Annotated in this window: 14 protein-coding genes; 1 reads left to right on the top strand and 13 read right to left on the bottom strand. The window is 39.6% G+C overall.

Features of this window, described 5'->3' with window-relative positions; all coding sequences use genetic code 11:
• Positions 1–62 precede the first annotated feature (62 nt).
• The 6 genes from GSQ84_RS21045 to GSQ84_RS21020 all read right to left on the bottom strand — a co-directional run bounded on the left by GSQ84_RS21045 (position 63) and on the right by GSQ84_RS21020 (position 8,255).
• Positions 63–950, bottom strand: a complete 888-nt coding sequence (locus GSQ84_RS21045; RefSeq protein WP_158799304.1) for a hypothetical protein — start codon at positions 948–950, stop codon at positions 63–65.
• Between the two features lie 929 nt (positions 951–1,879).
• On the bottom strand, positions 1,880–3,481 hold the full coding sequence (locus GSQ84_RS21040) for a hypothetical protein (protein WP_158799303.1): 1,602 nt from the start codon (positions 3,479–3,481) through the stop codon (positions 1,880–1,882).
• Positions 3,482–3,564: 83 nt separating this feature from the next.
• Positions 3,565–3,873, bottom strand: coding sequence for a hypothetical protein (locus GSQ84_RS21035; protein ID WP_158799395.1), 309 nt, complete (start codon positions 3,871–3,873; stop codon positions 3,565–3,567).
• A 171-nt stretch (positions 3,874–4,044) separates the two neighbouring features.
• Positions 4,045–5,799 carry a hypothetical protein gene (locus tag GSQ84_RS21030; protein ID WP_158799302.1) on the bottom strand — a complete coding sequence of 585 codons (1,755 nt, stop codon included), beginning with the start codon at positions 5,797–5,799 and terminating at the stop codon, positions 4,045–4,047.
• A 134-nt stretch (positions 5,800–5,933) separates the two neighbouring features.
• A complete protein-coding gene (locus tag GSQ84_RS21025) occupies positions 5,934–6,470 on the bottom strand; it encodes a hypothetical protein (protein ID WP_158799301.1) in 537 nt (178 codons plus the stop codon).
• A gap of 141 nt (positions 6,471–6,611) precedes the next feature.
• Positions 6,612–8,255, bottom strand: coding sequence for an ATP-binding protein (locus GSQ84_RS21020; RefSeq protein WP_158799300.1), 1,644 nt, complete (start codon positions 8,253–8,255; stop codon positions 6,612–6,614).
• A gap of 208 nt (positions 8,256–8,463) precedes the next feature.
• Between GSQ84_RS21020 and GSQ84_RS21015 the strand changes: the two genes are divergently transcribed.
• Positions 8,464–8,790, top strand: coding sequence for a hypothetical protein (locus tag GSQ84_RS21015; protein WP_158799299.1), 327 nt, complete (start codon positions 8,464–8,466; stop codon positions 8,788–8,790).
• Between the two features lie 45 nt (positions 8,791–8,835).
• On the opposite strand, the gene GSQ84_RS21010 is transcribed toward GSQ84_RS21015, so the two are convergent.
• From GSQ84_RS21010 to GSQ84_RS20980, 7 genes are all read right to left on the bottom strand, one after another.
• Complete coding sequence (locus GSQ84_RS21010) at positions 8,836–11,283, bottom strand: YfhO family protein (RefSeq protein WP_158799298.1); 2,448 nt, start codon at positions 11,281–11,283, stop codon at positions 8,836–8,838.
• A gap of 824 nt (positions 11,284–12,107) precedes the next feature.
• Complete coding sequence (locus GSQ84_RS21005; protein ID WP_158799297.1) at positions 12,108–13,595, bottom strand: IMP dehydrogenase; 1,488 nt, start codon at positions 13,593–13,595, stop codon at positions 12,108–12,110.
• 352 nt (positions 13,596–13,947) lie between these two features.
• Complete coding sequence (locus tag GSQ84_RS21000) at positions 13,948–14,988, bottom strand: aldo/keto reductase (RefSeq protein ID WP_158799296.1); 1,041 nt, start codon at positions 14,986–14,988, stop codon at positions 13,948–13,950.
• 418 nt (positions 14,989–15,406) lie between these two features.
• Entirely contained in the window at positions 15,407–16,033 is a 627-nt protein-coding gene (locus GSQ84_RS20995; protein ID WP_158799295.1) for a malonate decarboxylase holo-ACP synthase, read from the bottom strand.
• Complete coding sequence (locus tag GSQ84_RS20990) at positions 16,024–17,676, bottom strand: biotin-independent malonate decarboxylase subunit beta (protein WP_216849004.1); 1,653 nt, start codon at positions 17,674–17,676, stop codon at positions 16,024–16,026. The genes GSQ84_RS20995 and GSQ84_RS20990 overlap by 10 nt, the downstream gene beginning before the upstream one ends.
• A 2-nt stretch (positions 17,677–17,678) precedes the next feature.
• Positions 17,679–17,978 (bottom strand): malonate decarboxylase subunit delta, encoded by a 300-nt coding sequence (locus GSQ84_RS20985; RefSeq protein ID WP_158799294.1) that lies wholly within the window; start codon positions 17,976–17,978, stop codon positions 17,679–17,681.
• A gap of 5 nt (positions 17,979–17,983) precedes the next feature.
• Entirely contained in the window at positions 17,984–18,847 is an 864-nt protein-coding gene (locus GSQ84_RS20980) for a triphosphoribosyl-dephospho-CoA synthase (protein ID WP_158799293.1), read from the bottom strand.
• Positions 18,848–18,863 lie beyond the last annotated feature (16 nt).

Here is an 18,863-nt window from a genome sequence, read left to right as displayed (position 1 = left end):
TACGTTTTAGCTTCACCTTTGAATTTCATGCATCTCGCTCAAAATGAATACAAATTAAAACCTTACAATACTTTCAGGAACCCTTTTTTTCCGGGGCTAAAAAGTATTGTAGGATTACTCATACTGTCCTGAAATTTTGAATGGAAATCAAAACTGCCGATCAGCATATTGGTAAATTGGATGGTCTCGTCATTTTTGAAGACTATCTCAAAAGCTTCTATAAGATTAGGATTTTTGGATGGGCCTCTGTTTCCATAGGATCTGATTTCCTTTATTTCCGTTTTATGATAAACATTTACGGTGCGGGAGGTATAACCAAAAGAGAAAACATCGCTCCCTCTTGATATTTGCAGGTAATTATCCCGGTTAACAAAGGCATTGTAAAAGATCCTGAAGATAAAATAATAGAATAATACCGATGCAATTCCTAATACTAAACCACCCGGCCATCGACTATATTTAAAAAACAACGCAACATCTCCAATCGTTAAAAGAACAGCATAAACCAACAGCATTACATTAAGCATTAAAATACGCCATGGATTTTCCCTGTATTCAAAATAGCAGGTTTCAAAATGTGCCTTATTGCCTATATTAATCAGGTGTTTTTCGAACAGGGAAAGATCAAGGGCAGAATTAAAAAAATTGGTCACCATTTGGCTTACATCTTCCATTTCCTGGGCATGGTATTCGTATAAATGATTATCGTTGTCTAAATAATACAAGCAGTACTTACCATTAAAAAACAGCCCTATTTTTAAATAATTAACATCCTCATCCCGGATAGTTACCGATGGACCAGTCAACTGTACCGCTGTAAGTGTGCGTTCCATATCCCAGGGAAAAGTATTGATCAGTTCAAGCGTATCAGCAAGGCTTCTGTCTTTTTCATCAGTAAATTCTCCTTTTTCGTAAGTTTTATGCTGTACCTTTGAGTTAAATTGAGGCATCGATTAATCTAAATAATGCGTAAATATAACATTTTAAATCTTTTTATGTAATGAATCTTAAAATTGACAATAATATTTTACAAAACATATCAGGGTAAGAGTTGAGGCCAACACCTCTCTCACTTTTATCCAGCAAGATGAAACAGCGTAATATGTTTTAAATACTCTCTTTGAACGATCTGATAATGAAGCCCCGGAAAATACCCATGTGCTAGAGAATACTATCCCAAAAAACCAAAAATCACAAGTATTAGTACAAGTGTAAACCTATTTTAGTAAAATAACTAACCTGGTGTAAACTCTATTCAGTAATTAAATTTATCATTGTAAACCACAGGCAGTAAAAACAAATTTCATTGTAAACCCAATTTAGTAATTTACTTTCTTAATGTAAACTTATGTCAGTAAAGGACAGTGTAAAGCTAAAACAGGATTATACTTGAAGCCTGTATAGTTACTTTAGGATTTTATACACTAGGTGTATAACTAATCCAGGATTATCAATCATAAATGTATATTTATATTCGGACGAGACACAGATTTTCAGCAAAGATAAACAGATCTGGTTTGATTTTGACTTCGGTTTGGGTTGGTAGGGTGTTGGTAGGGTGTTGATAGGGGGTTGATAGGGGGTTGGTTCGGGTAATCGCCGAACCAACTCCGAAAATTAGCCGAAAGAACAACGTCCGAAAGCAAACCTATGTATGAACGAAATATAATGAAACCGAAAATGGATTTTCAAAATATAGTCATTGATTTTGGAAGGGTGCTTGTTTTGTTTGAGTCCATAGAGAGTCCGTATGAGTATGTTAAAAGTCCACACTGCTCAGCTAGTTAAATCGGGCGGGCTTTTAGCGGAGGGAAAAGGAAGGCAATCCGGAAAGCTACTTACTACCGGTAAAAACATTAAAAACATTAAATTGGTATCCCTATTCTTTACGGACAATCTGGCTATTCACCTCAATTTCTTTCAGTAACCCTGGTGAATTTACTGTGCTGCTGAATCCTTTATCCGGATTGGTCTGAGATATTTTAACAAGGTCGTTATTGGCCTGCTCCAATTGCCTGAAGAGTGTATTCACTTGTTTTAGATGTGAATTGTAAAACTTCACCTTATTGTTGTAGGTATTAATCTTATAGTTATTCTGAACCGCTGAAGCCTGTTTTGAAGTATCAGCAGCCATATACGCATAGGGCGATAAATTATTAACAGTTGTCTGTATCGGTACTAATGAAGGATTGTTATCTTTTGGATCTAAAGCCTGCAGACTTAACTGTACAGGATCTGGATTATAAGCTACCAAACTTTTATATTCATCTACGATCGCTGCAGTGAGATCATGCTGGTTAGCATAGATATTGGCTATGATATTGTTTTTTGTATTTTTCTTAAAGCTGTTGAACAACAAAGAAGTGAAGTCATAAGCCTTGGTGCGTAAAACGGCGCCCTGCACAGAATAGTAATTACTGAGCGTTTTATTTTTCGTGTACATCACCCCTAAATTGGTACTGAACACCTGAGCAGGTGTACTTAAAGAAAGGTCGGCTTCGTTCCCGAAATTATAATATTGCTTTCCATAAATTTCAAGATCATCTATCCGTTCATAGGAAGAAAGAAAATATAACCTGTAACGCTGATATTCCTGATCAGGATTATTAATCTGGGCATAACAGTTCTGCAAAAAGCCCTGAACAGCTTTATCATTAAACACCTGATAAATATCTGCCTCTGCAGTAGGCTTCCACCGCACTAACGAAAGCTTAGCTTTAAACTCCAGTTCAGCCGTATTGTTCACCCGCAGGGAATCAAACATTTTAGCCACAAAATATCCTACCTGGGCATTGGCCATCCCCCGCTTATCCGTATTTACCATGGCGTATAAACTATCCTGGATAGACAAATAGTTCTCACTGCTGTTCCAGAATGATGGTTCTAAGGGAGGAAGCAGCAACTGGTTTGTTTTCGTATCTACAAAGATAAATGTGCCCAAAGGATAAATATTCTGGAAGTTATTCTCCAGCAAAGAGAGACTGCTCATGGAGCTGGAATCCATCTTCAGAAGGAAATTAAGCACCTTATTGTGTTCCAGTTTCACACTCAGGCCTTCAATTGATTCGAAACTGGTAGTTTGCTTTTCAGGTATGATAATGGGAATGTAATAGATAGACCGGCTATTTTGCTTCAATACATCAAACGTCTTTTTGACCATCACCGATGTTTGATTTTCCGCGTCCTGACCATAAAAAGCAATCGTATCGCCTTTATCTATACTAACACTCTTTAACTTCTCCTCGCCCGGCTTTAAATTCAGGAACGCTTTTAATTTAAAACTGCCCGATTTTTCACTGATCCGGTAAAACACGGCTACATTCGATTTCGAGGTGTTTTTCACTTTAAATTTAAAACCTTCGGCATGGGCTATAAACGGTGAAAGACCACATACAAACATCACCACTGCGAGTCGGATGTGTTGATGAAAAGTAGTAGCTATAGATTTTAATGTTGGCTCAGATAAAATAGGAGTGGTCATTTTGATCAATTCAGGTAACAACATAGCTATAACGTGATCAGCGTGATTTTAGTTTTAATTTTCGTTTCCTCCTAAGGTCAATACTAGAACTTTTTAAAAATATTAACGGTATCCGTTTTCCATTCTATATACCCGAGCTTACCGCAATACTTAGCTACCTCCTGCTCTATTTCTCTTGGTACATCGTTTACCACTCGCCATTTAATCGTGTAACTGCTGGTATAACTGATATAAACTACCAGATCAGAACATCCAGGATAAGCGGCCCTGAGAGGTTTTAAATGTACATTTTGTAATTCCTGGGCAAGGCGCTCCAGCCTTTGGTTCATCATTTTTGATAAGGACAAACCTGTTCTTTGTGTATCTATAATAGAAAGTACAGTAATGATCATCTTATTTGAATCTAATTCACAAGTAGTAAAATCAAATACAATTACTACAATTATTAGCAAATATAATTATTAATACTTGTTAAATTAGCAATAGCATACTAATTCTTTACAATAACATTCGTCATTTACCTTATATCCCTCAAAATTAAATCGTTAAAAATAAAGAACCAATTAGGGAGAAGTCCTGATTGTTTTCAGTGGTTTAACTATTTTACGCCCAATGTTAATCAGAATATTTTTATCAGGTTTAGACTTGTGCTGATTTGTTCCTGAAATTAAGGAAGTCATCCCGTCCAGCATTCCCTTATACATAAAACCTAAAAAAGACATTCTCGGATCGCGCGTTACATTAATCGGCCCTTTTCTGAGTTTTCCATTTTTACCAGGGTTATCATTGGGCAGCAACGCATTGGCAACAAAGGAAAGTATTTTCTTCTTTTTCAGCGTGTCTGCTTTTTGATCGGGTTTTAACAAAGAGATCTTCATATGAGTGTAGTACAGATCGATATTCCCTTTTGCTGAGCGGTCATTGGCTTTCACCTTCAGCAGCATCTTCTCTACATTGGCCGATTCTATCGAGGTCATCGCCAAAGGAACAGATAAAGAATTAAGTGCACGGCCGTCCATTTTCCCTACACAGATCGTATAAGTGAATGCACCATTTTTAGCGGTTAAATTGAATTTAAAGAATACACTCAGGTTTGCCGCATCCATTACCCTCGAATGGATCACTGCGGTGGCATAATGATTTCTCTTTTTTTCTGCTGTGTTATTGGTAATATGATACACCCGGTTTTCAGCATGGGTCATAAAAAAATTAGCTACTTCCCCCGATTTCTTTGCTGCCATTTGATAACTGAGACTACTTTTATGCATAGTCAAGGTATCAATGGTCAAATCCAAAGCTAAACCCTGCAATCTTTCGTGCGGATATTTATGCTCCCGGACCGGAGGGATCTTTCTGGGTTTGAAATAATTGTTAAAGACCTCTCCTGTTGAATTGGCGATACTGATCTGGCCAATATGTAATTCCTGTTTTTTTAAAAAACGGTCTATATTTATACCAGACATCTTCATATCATTGAATACCATATGAATACGGTCTTTATCGTAGTTAACGGTTTTATAAAATGCGTTGGTACTTAAACGCGGTATAATGGATGTTAATTTAACCAGCAGCTGATGAGTTTTTAAAGACAGCTGAATACCGTTCAAATTGATATCATATAAACTATCCGGCGTTTTGATACGGCATCGACCGATATTCGCTAATGAATCAACCGTAATGCCCGACAAACTAAAAGTCAGATTTTTAAGGGCCGTGCGTTTTACTACTTGTTCATTTTCATTCAAATAGGTAAGGGTAATATTTTTCATCACCATGTGAGACACATTGATCCCTTTTAACAGGTTTTTGGCCATTTTTTTCAGTAAAGACGGAGATGAATTACTGACTGTATCGTTATAAAGACGGCGCTTATTGATAATTTTAACAACAGGATGAACAATACCAATAAATCCAATGGTGAATTTTCTGCCATTTTTAGTTTTGACAAACCTGAATTTCTTCAATATCAGGCTGTCGACACCCATTTTAAACTCGTTGTTAGGTGCTTTATGCCCATCTTCCAATTGTTTAAATACCAGGCTATCCGGAATGAGTTTTAAACCTGTAATCAAACCACTGCCCGATTTAACATCCAGCTCAAACCTGGAATAACTTATACTATACAGCCCATTACTTTCCCTGGTTATCAGTTTTTTCAATTCTTTGATCAGCAGCGGCTTAACAATTTTGCTATTCGGATTCTCCAGATCTTTTTTTAAAAAATACCAGCCTGCAACGGCAATGGCACATAAAAAGACCAGAATTCCAGGGAGCCATATCCAGATTTTATTACGTTTTGGTTTGATTTTGCGCTCCATAGCGGTATCATCATTAGCTATAAAATGATTCAGGTTTAGATAAAAAGAGATCGTTTTTTTGAGTCAGTCCATCGAAAAGATTCCCTGAAAGCATAAACAGGGATTCTTTTCAATAAACTTAAGATGGAATTGTTTTACAATCCAAAACAGTAAGCAACACGCAAACCTACCAGGCCATAGGGATCATCCTGACCAGAGTAATGATCATAGTGAACACCGAAATCCCATCTATTATTGGCATAACCTAAAGCGGGAGATAAAAGAAATTTGGTATTCCCAGCGCCGTCATGTTCCGTTTCCTCCTGGCCTACCCCAGCTTCCGCACCGAAATATATGTTTTTAGTGAAAAATTCCTTCACACCTGCTGTAACCCTGATCACGCCAAAACTGTTAAATTTAACATTTGTTCCGGGAATGTCTTTGCTAAAAAAGTGAAAGCCACCACCGGTAAGGGTAAGTGCAAATCTGTCGGTAACACCATATTGTATACGGCCATTGCCTCCCAAAGCGAAGTTAGAACCGATCCTCAAATTACCTGTGGGATCAGCAGCGTCAATGCCAAGGCTAAAACGGAAACTATGGGCAGCAGTAGTTTGGGCTTTTACATTCCTGCTGAACAGCAAAGCTGCAGCGATCAGGACTATGCCTGCTAATTTTGGTTGAGTTTTCATGGTAGTGATTTAAGCAACAGTACTTCTAGTACTGAATTTTTTAGCAATAGGTTGCCTGCAGCAAATTTTTCATTAGCTATGATCACGATCAGGTAAGGCCTTAACTAAAATTGAACCAGCAACACGGACTGTTGGTAAAAGCTAATTAAGCCTTTCATCCAACATTGGAAGGCTAAAATGAAAAACAGAACCACTACCAATCTCGCTCTCTGCCCAAATTTTACCCTCATGGATCTCTATAATTTCAGCACACAGATAAAGGCCAATGCCAAAGCCGGATATCAATTGGGTCTGGTTGCTTTCTACACGGTAGTAACGTTCAAATAAACGCTGTATATCTTCTGTTTTTATTCCAAAACCCTTATCCTGCACACTTACCTGTATGATGTCATTTAAGACCCGGTAGTGTATAGTGATCGTGCTGCCTAAAGGCGAATATTTAATGGCATTGCTTAACAGGTTAGAGATCACATTTCCAATTTTATCCAGATCAGCAAACAAGCTTACTGGCTCGGAAGGCAGAAAGAGAATCGTATGGCTGTTTTGTAAGACTAAAATATCTTCGAGGGTAGCTGTAATGAGATCATCCAGTCTGAAAGACTGTTTTTGAAGCGATATCTTTCCAGAATTGAGCCTTGAAACGTTTAAAAACCCATTGATCATCGTTGTCATCTTCTTTACCTGCAAGGCTGATTTATTCAATGCCCCCACAAAAAAAGCATTCCCTGTTTTTTCAGCTTTGGAATGTAATATTTGAACATAGCCATTCAGAGAAGTAAGGGGAGTTTTCAGTTCGTGGCTAACCATGCCAATAAAATCATTTTTACGTAATTCATCAAGCTTACGTTCAGTGATGTCCATAAACAAACCGGAATATTCAACAGGATTACCACTATTATCAAAAAATATCTTTCCAGTAGCTTTTACCCATTTACGCTCATTGGTATGGCACTGTGTGATAGAATATTCGGTATCACTTGGAAGATGACTTTCAACCGCATTTTTTAAAACATCCTGCAGCATCCCTCTATATTCGGGATCTATAGCTTCTATAATTTCATCCAGGCGCACCTCACCTTCCAGTGGAAAACCAAACATTTCTTTTACAAAATCTGATAAGATGATTTCATAAGTTAAAGGATTGAAGCTCCAGCTACCCATTTTTCCGGTTTCGATGGCCTGCTCCAGTTTCATCTGTGTTTCTGCCAGCTCATGATGGTCTGACTCCAGTTTTTCCAGTGACAGCTCCAATTGCTCTTTCGCATGGCTGAGCTGAATAGTTTTTTTCCTTAACTCTAATTGAGCCATTACTTGTTTGGCAAGAATGGTGAGGGCGTTGATTTGCTCAATTGTCAGTTCCCTGGTTTGATGATCAATGATACAGAGTGATCCTAAGGCAAAACCTTCACTGGAAACCAGCGGTACTCCCGCATAAAAAACAATATTGGTATCACCGGTAACCAGCGGATTGGCTGAAAACCGGTTATCCAGCGAAGCATCGGGTACAATTAGCAGCTCATTGGGAGATGTAATGGCATGGGCACAAAAAGAAAAATCTCTTGAGGTTTCACTAGCAGGCAACCCTTTATGTGATTTAAACCATTGCCGGTCCTGATCAACCAAACTTATTAACGCGATAGGTGTTTGACAAATGGCCGATGCCAATGCTGTCAGATCATCAAAGTCTTTTTCTTCTGCGGTGTCTAAAATGTGAAAAGAATGGAGTGCAGCCAGCCGTTCATTTTCATTTGACAGCAGAGGATATAAAGAGTTTTTTTCGGACATTAGGTTGCTATTGGCATTTAAAGTGACTGGAGTAAATAAAAGTTTAACCGCATATTAGATAAAGGTTACTCTTTTATAAACTAAAAATGAGCACTTTAGTTTTGATTAAAAGAATAAAAAGGGTGAATAAACGCATTGCACGCCGATAAAACGTAAAAATAGCATCACATTTATAGATGTAGCAGATATTATTTATAATTTAGCTCATATGGTTTACAATAAAGAGAAGATAAAACTTAAGAACATATTGAACTCAACTTTAAGTTTGGACACATTTGAAGAAGAACAAATGGAGGTTCTAAATGAGATTTTCAGGGAGTATTCAACTATTATCAACTTCCTCTACAAAAAACATCCCAACGTATTTGCAAATCAGTATAAACGTGACCTTCAGGAAATCAAAGAAAACAAGATGTTTACCAAAAAAAGTTATTCAGATGCAGCCCGCATACAAAATTTCGTTGTTTACAAAGATTCTGTAGCACAGGCTATTGAAAGTACGCTAGAATATCTTAACGATTACATCCATCAATAAGTATCAAGTGATGTGAAAGGGAATTTTAATGATTTGCCGGGAAGATTAACTTTTCCTTTTTTCGGTATATACTGCACCCCCTAAAACTAATACCAGCAGGATAGATCCGGCTAAAGAGATTTTTTCACCTGCATAGTACGAAACAGGGTGAAATATAAACTCGATTTGATGTTTACCAGCTGGAATTTCTGCAGCACGCAAAAGATAATTTGCCCTGAAATAAGGTTTCTCATTACCATCAATCAGCATTTTCCATCCATTTTTATAGTATATTTCTGAAAATACAGCAATGTTAGCTACCTGCGTATTACTCTGATAAATTAACTGATCGGGTGAGTAGCTTATCAATTCGATCTTTCCGTTTACTTTTCCTGTATCCTGCTGTTGATGGATCAAACTTTTATATTTTTGGTCCACAATAACCAGATCTTTGGGTGAGAATGCGGTTAAAGCATCCATTTCCTGATCTGCATTATCAACATATTTAACCTTGTTTACCAGCCAGGCATGACCACAGGCTTCTGGATTTTGCTGGACGGCTAAAGCCTGTGTCTTCTCATCCGAAGTAATGATATATTTGGTATTGAGCATGCTCAATACCGGAACATTGATTGTTTTACTGAATTGTGATTCGATTAATTCATCAAATCGTTTTAGCCTTACGGCAGAATAACCGCCAATAGATTTATGAAAATAAGGGGTACTCGCATCACTTGTAATACTTTTTGTTAGGTCCAGCACTTTATAATCAGGATCTTTATCCCGTAAAATCAACAAATCCACATCGCGAGGCTGAGGCGGAAGGTTATCCTGTTTTGCGGTAAAACTTTCATTATTGAGATAACGCTTATCTACGCCCCAAAGATCAATTAACACCAGAAACAAAAAGCCAAAGGATAAGATCTGAATGTTGATCTTATTTTTGATAAAAGCCCAGACCAGTAAAAAAGATAAGGTTATAAAAAAGAATGAACGTATAGCATCCGATTGTGCGGCGGAAGTCCGGTCGGCAATTAAAGCACTGCCAATCAAATTTGCTGTTGGAAGATCGATTTTAAGTGTTTGCGTGAGCTGATTAATGAAAGCCGGGTGATTCTCACTCCTGAACGATAATAACAGGCCAGGTGTAACTGCAATAATCAGGGTTATTCCGCCAGTGATATAAAAGGCGAACTTAGCTTTATTTAGTAACTCAATTTTATCTGGATTTACCACAATCTCCTTTAAGGCCAGCAGGGCTAAGATCGGAAAACATAAACCAGCTACGGCCAGAATAGATTCTACCGCCCGGAATTTATTATATAATGGAAAATAGTCAAAGAAAAGATCAGATACATAAGGCCAGTTTTTCCCAAATGACAGCAATAATGTTAAGACGATTACCCCTACCAGCCACCATTTCATCCGGGTTTTAACGATAAAAAGCCCAAAGACAAACAGGAAGCAGATCACTGCACCAAAATAAAACGATCCTTCAGTAAATGGCTTCTCTCCCCAATAGAGCGGCGCCTTGCTTTCTGAAATATAAGCAGCCTGATCTGCACTGGCGCCCATTCCCGTTAAAGCTTTGATCACGTTTGAATCTTTGTTAATGCTCCCTCTGGTACTGCCCCCGTAAGCATCCGGAATGATAAAAGTGATACACTCTTCCACGCCCTGGCTCCATTCATAAGCATAGTCCCTGGCTAATCCATTGGTAGGTTCTTTTGGGTCCTGGGTTAAATTGGAATGCCCGCGAATGGTTTCTTTAGCATATTCATAGGTACTCCATAAAGTGGAAGCATTTACAGCTACAGCGATTAAAATCGCAAACGACGCATAAGCCATTGCTTTGAAAAAATCGCCACTAAGTTTGTTTTTAACAGCATGATACAATTCAATTCCAACCAGGATCAGTATAGCCAGTAAAAGATAATAGGTCATCTGAATATGATTCGCTTTAATTTCCATAGCAAGGAAAAAGGCTGTTAAAGCCATTCCGGGAATATATCTCTTCCTGAAAAGAAGCAGCACACCGGCCAGTACGGGAGCAAAAAAAGCAATCGCAAATAATTGATTGGCATGTCCTGCGGCCACCAGGATCAGGTTATAAGAAGAAAAAGTAAAGGCAATTGCCCCCGTAGCTGCCAGCCAGGGATCGAGCCGGAGAACGCAAAATAATAGATAAGTACCCAGTAACAAGATCAGTACGGTACCAATTGGGTTGGGGAGGACATAATTGATTAGCTTCACTACCCAGGTAGTGATGTTATCCGTATAAGGCGCCCAGATCTGAAAGGCAGGCATCCCTCCATGGATCTGATTGGTCCACAGTATGGTAGTACCTTTTGCTTTATAGGCGTTAATTTCTGTCTGCGTTGATTGTGCCCTGGTTACATCATTCTGGCCCAAAGTTTTCCCGCTAAAAACAGGATTAAAGTAAACCAGGCAAATGGCTATAAAGAGTATACCAACTAAAAAATGAGTGCTGTTTCGCTTAAACCAATTGTTCATTCCGTGATTTTAATAACTGTCCGAATATAGAAAAATTAAATACAATGACAGAAAGCTTAATCTTTAAGTGCCAGTTCCAAAGCCTTTTCCAGCATTTCGTCCTTTCCTGAGCGGATACCAGATATTGAAGCAACGATCGGAATATCCGCCCCCCCTTTGGATGATGTTTACTGCCGTCATTATTCTTTATCAGCGTATGATACGCGATTTAAAACTTGATCATTCAGGATCTGGATGGAATGGATTGGGTAAAGATTTTATATCCGTTTGTCGACATTCAAACAAAAGCACATATAAAACACAAATAAGAAATAAAAATATCTTAAAAATAAGATACAAAACACTTTAGGGTAAAAAATGTTTTGTATTTTTGGATATGGTTAAAATAGCCATTACAAAGAAAGGGTTTGATGTTCATTTCAAGGGTACCTTCAAATCGGTAAAAGAAGTGATCAGGTTCATTATCCACTTGATCCTTTTTTAAGTAGCAATCGGGAGCCAGGCTCCCGATTCTTCTCTTTGTTATACAATATAATGTTTAAATAAATTAACTGATAAAAATTATGTTCAATCAACTTTTAGGATTCTTAAATGCCTGGATCCGCGGAGAAAACGCCGAGCTTCATATTGATACTACCTTTCATTTTTCATGGGCCTAGGTAGCTGTAATCAGCATAATTATTGGCTATACAGCATACTTAATCTTCAGGTAATATAAGGCAGGCACTTGTTACTAACAGGTTTCATTTATCACTACCGGCCATAAAAAAAGCCGTACAATGATCAATATGATCATTGTACGGCTCGTATCATTAGCTGGTTAATTATTCTTTTACCATGACATCATGTGCCCCGCCTTCCACTATGCTCACTGAAGAGACCAGCGTAAGTTTGGCTTTTTGTTTAAACTCACCAATGGTAGTGAATCCGCAGCTGCACATGGTTGATTTGATCTTACCCACAGTGATAGCCAGGTTATCTTTTAAACTTCCTGCATAAGGAACATAACTGTCTACACCTTCTTCAAATTTTAACCCGGTTGAACCGCCCATATCATAGCGTTCCCAATTACGGGCCCGATTGGAACCTTCACCCCAATATTCTTTCATGTAATTACCGTTTACCAGCAATTTACGGGTTGGACTTTCATCAAAACGGGCGAAATACCTGCCCATCATCATAAAATCTGCACCCATGGCCAATGCCAGTGCCATATGATAATCCTGGGCTATTCCTCCATCAGAACAAAGAGGAATATAAATTCCGGTTTCACTAAAGTACTCGTCTCTTGCTTCAGCAATTTCAATCAGGGCAGTAGCCTGGCCCCTTCCAATACCTTTTGTTTCCCTGGTAATACAGATAGAACCACCGCCTACACCAACTTTAACAAAGTCTGCTCCTGCCGCTACCAGGAATAAAAAGCCTTCTTTATCCACTACGTTGCCAGCGCCAACTTTAATGTTTTCACCAAATTCTTTTTTGATGTATTGCAGTGTTTCACGCAGCCACTCAGAGTAACCATCAGAGGAATCAATACACAACACATCCGCTCCGGCATTGATCAGGGCAGGAACCCTTTCTTTATAATCCCTTGTATTGATACCAGCGCCAACGATAAGTTTCTTTTGTGAGTCTGACAATTCAAAAGGATTGTCTTTATGATTATCGTAATCTTTTCTGAAAACAAAATACTTCAATTGATTATTTTCATCAATCACTGGCAGACTGTTCAATTTGTGCTCCCAGATGATGTCATTAGCTTCACTTAGAGAAACACCAACTTTTGCAGTAACCAGTTTAGAAAGCGGGGTCATAAAGTCTTCGACTTTTTTATCCATTGAATCTTTACCGATGCGGTAATCCCTGCCGGTAATTAAACCAACCAGTTTCCCTTCAGCAGTACCATTGTCAGTGATGGCTATAGTAGAGTGTCCGGTTTTTGATTTAAGGGCAATAACATCTTTTAATGTTTTCCCGGTGATCAGGTTAGCTGTGCTAATCACGAAGCCAGATTTATATTGTTTAACCTTTTCAATCATTTCTACCTGTTTCTCTATGGTTTGAGATCCGAAGATGAAAGATACACCACCGTTTTTTGCCAGGGCAATTGCCATCTGGTCGTCTGAAACGGACTGCATAATTGCAGAAACAAAAGGTACATTGAGTTCTATTGCAGATTTTTCGCCTTTTTTGTATTTAACCAAAGAGGTTTTTAAGGATACATTGTCGGGTACGCAATCAAAAGACGTGAGACCAGGTATAAGGAGAAATTCGCTAAAAGTTCTCGAGGTTTCTTTTAAGTATTGAGCCATTTGCAAAGATAAGCGGTTTAACCGAAAAAGCATCATCTATTAGTCGCCTGCACTCATTTTATTGAATTCACCCTATATTTTTTACGATTATATTATAATTACCATGTAGATCAGCGTAAACAAAAAGCTATTTATGCAATTGTGTCAATATGTTAATGCATATCCACCCTGCTCTACCGCAGCCTTAACTGCAGCTGCATATCCCGGTAAAATTTTTATCTGTACCAGTGCTACAATCTTGCCATTCTTTGCCTGGGACAAATCCAGTTATTTCAAAGCCCAAGTTTAGTCTTATAAAAAAACCGGGAACTTAGTTCCCGGCCTGGTAATAAATAGTATATCTTATCTTAAATTATTTGTACAAATCCGGTGCTGTATTCAGCATTGGAAACTGGCGCTGATGCCAGTATGGATAAACAGGGCGAATATCACTGGCAGCATCCAGCCTTTTCACCTGATCGGTAGTTAGGTTCCATCCTACTGCTTCCAGGTTTTGCTTTAGCTGCTCTTCATTTCTCGCACCAATAATAATATTGGCCACGGTTGGACGCTGTAATAACCAGTTCAAAGAGATCTGGGAAATTGTTTTACCGGTTTCTTCAGCTAACTCATCTAAAACATCAACAATGTTATATAAACGCTCATCATCAACTGAAGTACCGATTACAGGGTTACCACCCTGGGCAACTCTTGCATCTGAAGGGTACGACTGACCACGACGATACTTACCTGTTAATTTTCCACTTGATAAAGGACTCCATACAATGGTACCCACTTTTTCTTCAATTCCTAAAGGCATTAATTCCCATTCAAAATCGCGGTCGAGCAATGAATAATAAGCCTGATGAGCAATATATTTCGACCATCCGTAACGTTCTGATATGGACAATGATTTCATCAGGTGCCACCCAGAAAAATTAGAACAGGCAATGTAACGTACTTTACCACTTTGCACAAGGGTTTCCAGCGCTTTAAGTGTTTCTTCTATAGGCGTATTGGCATCAAAACCATGCATATGATAAATATCAATATGGTCGGTACCCAGTCTTTTTAAACTAGCTTCACAAGCGTTAATCAGATTGATACGGGAAGAACCATAGTCATTAATACCATCTCCCAGTGGGAAAGTAGCTTTGGTAGAAATCAACACCTTATCCCTCAGTCCTGTTAAAGCTTTACCCAGAATTTCTTCTGAAGTGCCATTGGAGTAACCATTTGCTGTATCAAAAAGGCTAACACCTGCATCAAGACACAGGTTAACCAAACGCGTAGCCTCATCTACCTGTGTATTTCCCCAGGCTTTGAAAAAATCATTGGTACCACCAAAAGTAGCTGTACCAAAACTTAATACGGGTACCCTTAGGCCCGAGTTTCCTAACTGTCTGTATTCCATTTTTTTTATAATTTATTATTAATCTTCAACCTGATTTAAAAGGATAAGATGAGAACCATCACCTACTAATTACCCTTCAGAAAATCAAGAAAAACCTTTGTATGTTTTGCATCCTGATGCAATTAAAAGCTTCTGCACAAATAAACACTTCAAAAAATACAATAATGTCATCCATTTCTACTTTAGTATTAAAAATAAACAGTTCGCATCCACTTCCTTTACTTCTTTCTTCGCATAACGTCTAGGCTGCTGCTTCAGATCTTGTACATCGTGGTAAAACGTTCATTCTGCGAGAATAGTAATCCTGTCTGATTTTTTCGGGTTTTGTCTGTGATTATCAGTATTTCAATTTAACGTTGATCCAAACAACCTACGGGCAAATATTGCAGCGCACTTTTTTCTGTAATCATGATATTGTTTAAGACCATAAGCAATTTGCGTCCTGTAAAACCGGTGCAGTTGAGGTTTTTACCAGAACCTGTTCAGCTAAAATGTATTCTCTGATTGCTACCCCTCCCGCTGGCGTATTCATTTGTATATCCAGCCCTACCAGTGATAACTTTTCCAGCTGCTCCAGCAATGAACTTCCCTGTTGTTTGGTTATTTTTTCCGGCAGATGGATTACCAGATCAAGGTCACTCGTGTCTTTAATGGAGGAAATACCTGTCGCCAGTTCAAAACCGGAACTGCCCGTTGGCCCCCATCCATATCCAGTCATCTGCATTACCGGTGCGATCAATGTTAAAGTCTGGATAGTTGCCGGCATAGTAAACGGATAAGCTATCTTCCAATGTGCAGGATTGATCAGGGAACCCGGTGTAATCACTTCCAGTATTTTGTCCGGATGAAGCCATGCTGCAAAGCGCTGCCCTCTTTCTGCTCCCCGTATGCCTACCGGAACACCATCAATAATATGTTCTGCCCTTCGTACCACTACATAAGGAGCTTTTACCAATGCAACTCGTACCCAATCAGGAAATGGGCAACCTGAATACAGGTCTTCCATTCCTTGAATACGCAGCAGATCATGCGGGTTTAGTTCCACTGTTCGGCTAGTTTTGTACGTACTAAAATTGAACTTATTCTTCCCTTTGTTATCGCCGGTTCAGTTTTCAGGCGCTGGCCAAGAGTAAAATCGCCAGCCGTTATTGCTTTTGCCAATTCATCGTTTACTTTTTTTACAGCATCTGCATCCGGTGCATCTGCATTTATGCCATCAATTAATACATCAACTGCACCAAGCGAATAAAAGTTAACAATATCATAAGCCATGGCAGGCACTTTTTTAGTCGCCTCTTCCAGTTCTGCTATAGTTCTTTTAGTGATTCGCGCAGCAGACTGTTTAGACATCGCCTGTACATTAATTTCCTGATCGTTCAAGGCAATCAGACGGCTGGATTGTAAACCATGCGCCAAAAATGCGCCTGATATTGCATTCCCTACAATTAAACCCGTTACAGCATGGCCTCTTAACCTTGCTGTAGCATAAGCATCTGTACTTGCAGCACAGGCATAATGGATACCTAACATCTCTTCATTATAACCATAAGCCTGACTTGGCACGTCAATAATAGCTACGATATTCCTTTTTACTGCATTTGTGGCATCCTCTTCAATTGCCTGACGGATATATTTTGCCAGTACCCAACCTTCCTGCAGCCCCACTTCTCCATGTACTGCACGCGGATAGCGGTTACTTGCATTGGAGACAACGGCGATAAATCTGGTCAGTTTACCATTGAATGGTATATCTGCCACCAATACACCTGGAAAATCACTCACTGAAACAGCGTTAGCTGTAAGCGCAGCAAACCAGGTGCGTCCGCGGCCGGGGGTTTTCGCATCTTCAATAACCGGCACTTCGTTCACCGGATTATTCAGATAACCAATTACTTCAGTTCTGGTATGTTTAACCTTAGGATCCAGCTGATTAATGGCAGAAAGAAAACGTTCTACCTGATGGGTACGCGGTGTAGTTGGTTTTTTATCTATAGCGGTTTGAATTGCCGCTCTGAAAGCGGTAATATCATCTTCCACCAGCTGATCAACCAGTCCTGTTTCAAAACGTGCTTTCCCACCAATAGTATCCCAGATCAGTTTACGGTCGCGGGAATTAAATTCCTGTATACCTGCTTCCTGCTCAATGACCTCCGGGCCGTTCAACCCAAACCGCGCGGTATTGGTCATGATCAGATCAGAGCATAATGCTGCCGTAATAGACATGCCGCCAAAGCTGCCTACATTCCCCGGAATTAACCCGATAACGGGCACGTAATCACGCAAGGCTACAATGGCCGACTGAATTTCTGAAATGATCAGCAAGCCGTAGTTTGCTTCCTGTAAACGAACACCGCCTGTATCAAAAATGATCACAGGAATGATCTTTTTGCCGTTTTTATTGTCGGCCAGTACCCTTTCCAGGGACCCTGCGATTTTACTTCCGCAAACCTCGCCTACACCGCCGCCCTGAAAGGCCCCTTCTATAGAAAGGACTATCATTTCCTGACCGTTAAAGGTGCCACGGGCAATCACCAATCCATCATCACTCTCCGGCACAATACCTTGTGGGGCGAGGTGCGGCGATTCCAATTGATCAAAAGGGCCTAATAACTCATTAAAACTATTTTCATCCAGCAGAGCCAGGGCACGCTCGCGTCCTTTTAACTCTATAAAGCTTGTGTTCATCATGATTATTTGATTTTATTTGCAAGTTCGAGTACTTGTGCCAGGCGCAGGCTCACTACGCCGGGGGTAGCGCCAAAGTCGTTCAGCGTAACTACAGCATCAATATCATTAAGCGCTATAAAACGCTCAAATACAGCTTTCCATATTTCCTGAAAGCCATCAGCAGCAGTACGTACAATAAATTCTGTTTGATTGTTATTTCCTGGTTCCAGGAGTATTTCCAGGTCGCCTGAACCAACTACCCCGACGTGGGCCCTTTGCGCAACTTTTTTACCCGCAGGGTATTTGAAAGAAAATGATTCCATCCGATTTAAATTTTATGGTGTAATATTTTTTGTAAAAAGATTGTCGCTGCCAGCAGATCTGCACTGCCACCGGGCGATATCCAGTGAGTGGTAATGTATCCATCAAGGAGCAGGTAAGCTTCCTGGTTTGCAATCAAACCCAGGCCGCCTTTATTCAGGATGTCCTGAGCCCTATGCTGCATTTCATGTAAAACATCCATATCACTTCTGTTAAGAATGCAGGTGTCATCTGTCACGGCCATTAAAGCAAGCAGCACATTTAACGTTCGTATATCTTCAGGTTCATCGTTATACTTTTTCCATGCCGGGAAAGCTATTTGCTGCAATGCAGGAAAACATGCGATAGCTTCCTCACGAGCACTGCGCACAGGATAACGTTTACGTACTTTAGTACCATTGGTTTGATGCACAGGCATAAACCGGTCTTCGAAGCCGGCAATAGCACCAGCGGCAGAAAGCAGCGCATTGAGCGTAACATTCTTAGCAGTTTTATGTGAAAGCAGCATTCCCGCAGCGCCTGTCAATAGTCCTAATGTCCAGATGGCGCCCTTATGGGTGTTGACCTGTCCGGTAACTTCCAGCATCTTTTGCTCGCCATAACGGCCTATGGCTGCCAGCTGCTCTCTCAGGTATTGAGAAGGCTCTTTCTCTATCGACGCAATGGCCATCTCATAAAAAGTGATGTATAATGAAATGGCAGATTTTTCCATCAGTTCCAATGTCAGGTCATGATGACATCCGTTGTTATAGCTATCTACCAGACCCGGTTTAGGACTAAGCCGTACTTCTTCCAGCAGTGCTTCTACCGCAAACCGGGCCAGTTGCTTTGCAATTTTTGTTGCCGGATTTATACTTTGAAGAATTAACATAAGCTGATATTTTAAT

Origin of the sequence: Pedobacter sp. L105, from assembly GCF_009765875.1 — a bacterium.
Lineage (GTDB): Bacteria > Bacteroidota > Bacteroidia > Sphingobacteriales > Sphingobacteriaceae > Pedobacter.
Note: the sequence above shows the minus strand (reverse complement) of the source record. Positions and strands in the feature narration are given on the sequence as shown.

What these genes read in the sequence shown, in the direction of transcription:
- GSQ84_RS21010 (WP_158799298.1), bottom strand. Translation starts at nt 11,283, where the DNA reads ATGAACAATTGGTTTAAGCGAAACAGCACTCATTTTTTAGTTGGTATA.
- GSQ84_RS21020 (WP_158799300.1), bottom strand. Translation starts at nt 8,255, where the DNA reads ATGTCCGAAAAAAACTCTTTATATCCTCTGCTGTCAAATGAAAATGAA.
- GSQ84_RS21040 (WP_158799303.1), bottom strand. Translation starts at nt 3,481, where the DNA reads ATGACCACTCCTATTTTATCTGAGCCAACATTAAAATCTATAGCTACT.
- GSQ84_RS21000 (WP_158799296.1), bottom strand. Translation starts at nt 14,988, where the DNA reads ATGGAATACAGACAGTTAGGAAACTCGGGCCTAAGGGTACCCGTATTA.
- GSQ84_RS21045 (WP_158799304.1), bottom strand. Translation starts at nt 950, where the DNA reads ATGCCTCAATTTAACTCAAAGGTACAGCATAAAACTTACGAAAAAGGA.
- GSQ84_RS21025 (WP_158799301.1), bottom strand. Translation starts at nt 6,470, where the DNA reads ATGAAAACTCAACCAAAATTAGCAGGCATAGTCCTGATCGCTGCAGCT.
- GSQ84_RS21035 (WP_158799395.1), bottom strand. Translation starts at nt 3,873, where the DNA reads ATGATCATTACTGTACTTTCTATTATAGATACACAAAGAACAGGTTTG.
- GSQ84_RS20980 (WP_158799293.1), bottom strand. Translation starts at nt 18,847, where the DNA reads ATGTTAATTCTTCAAAGTATAAATCCGGCAACAAAAATTGCAAAGCAA.
- GSQ84_RS21005 (WP_158799297.1), bottom strand. Translation starts at nt 13,595, where the DNA reads ATGGCTCAATACTTAAAAGAAACCTCGAGAACTTTTAGCGAATTTCTC.
- GSQ84_RS21030 (WP_158799302.1), bottom strand. Translation starts at nt 5,799, where the DNA reads ATGGAGCGCAAAATCAAACCAAAACGTAATAAAATCTGGATATGGCTC.
- GSQ84_RS20985 (WP_158799294.1), bottom strand. Translation starts at nt 17,978, where the DNA reads ATGGAATCATTTTCTTTCAAATACCCTGCGGGTAAAAAAGTTGCGCAA.
- GSQ84_RS21015 (WP_158799299.1), top strand. Translation starts at nt 8,464, where the DNA reads ATGGTTTACAATAAAGAGAAGATAAAACTTAAGAACATATTGAACTCA.
- GSQ84_RS20990 (WP_216849004.1), bottom strand. Translation starts at nt 17,676, where the DNA reads ATGATGAACACAAGCTTTATAGAGTTAAAAGGACGCGAGCGTGCCCTG.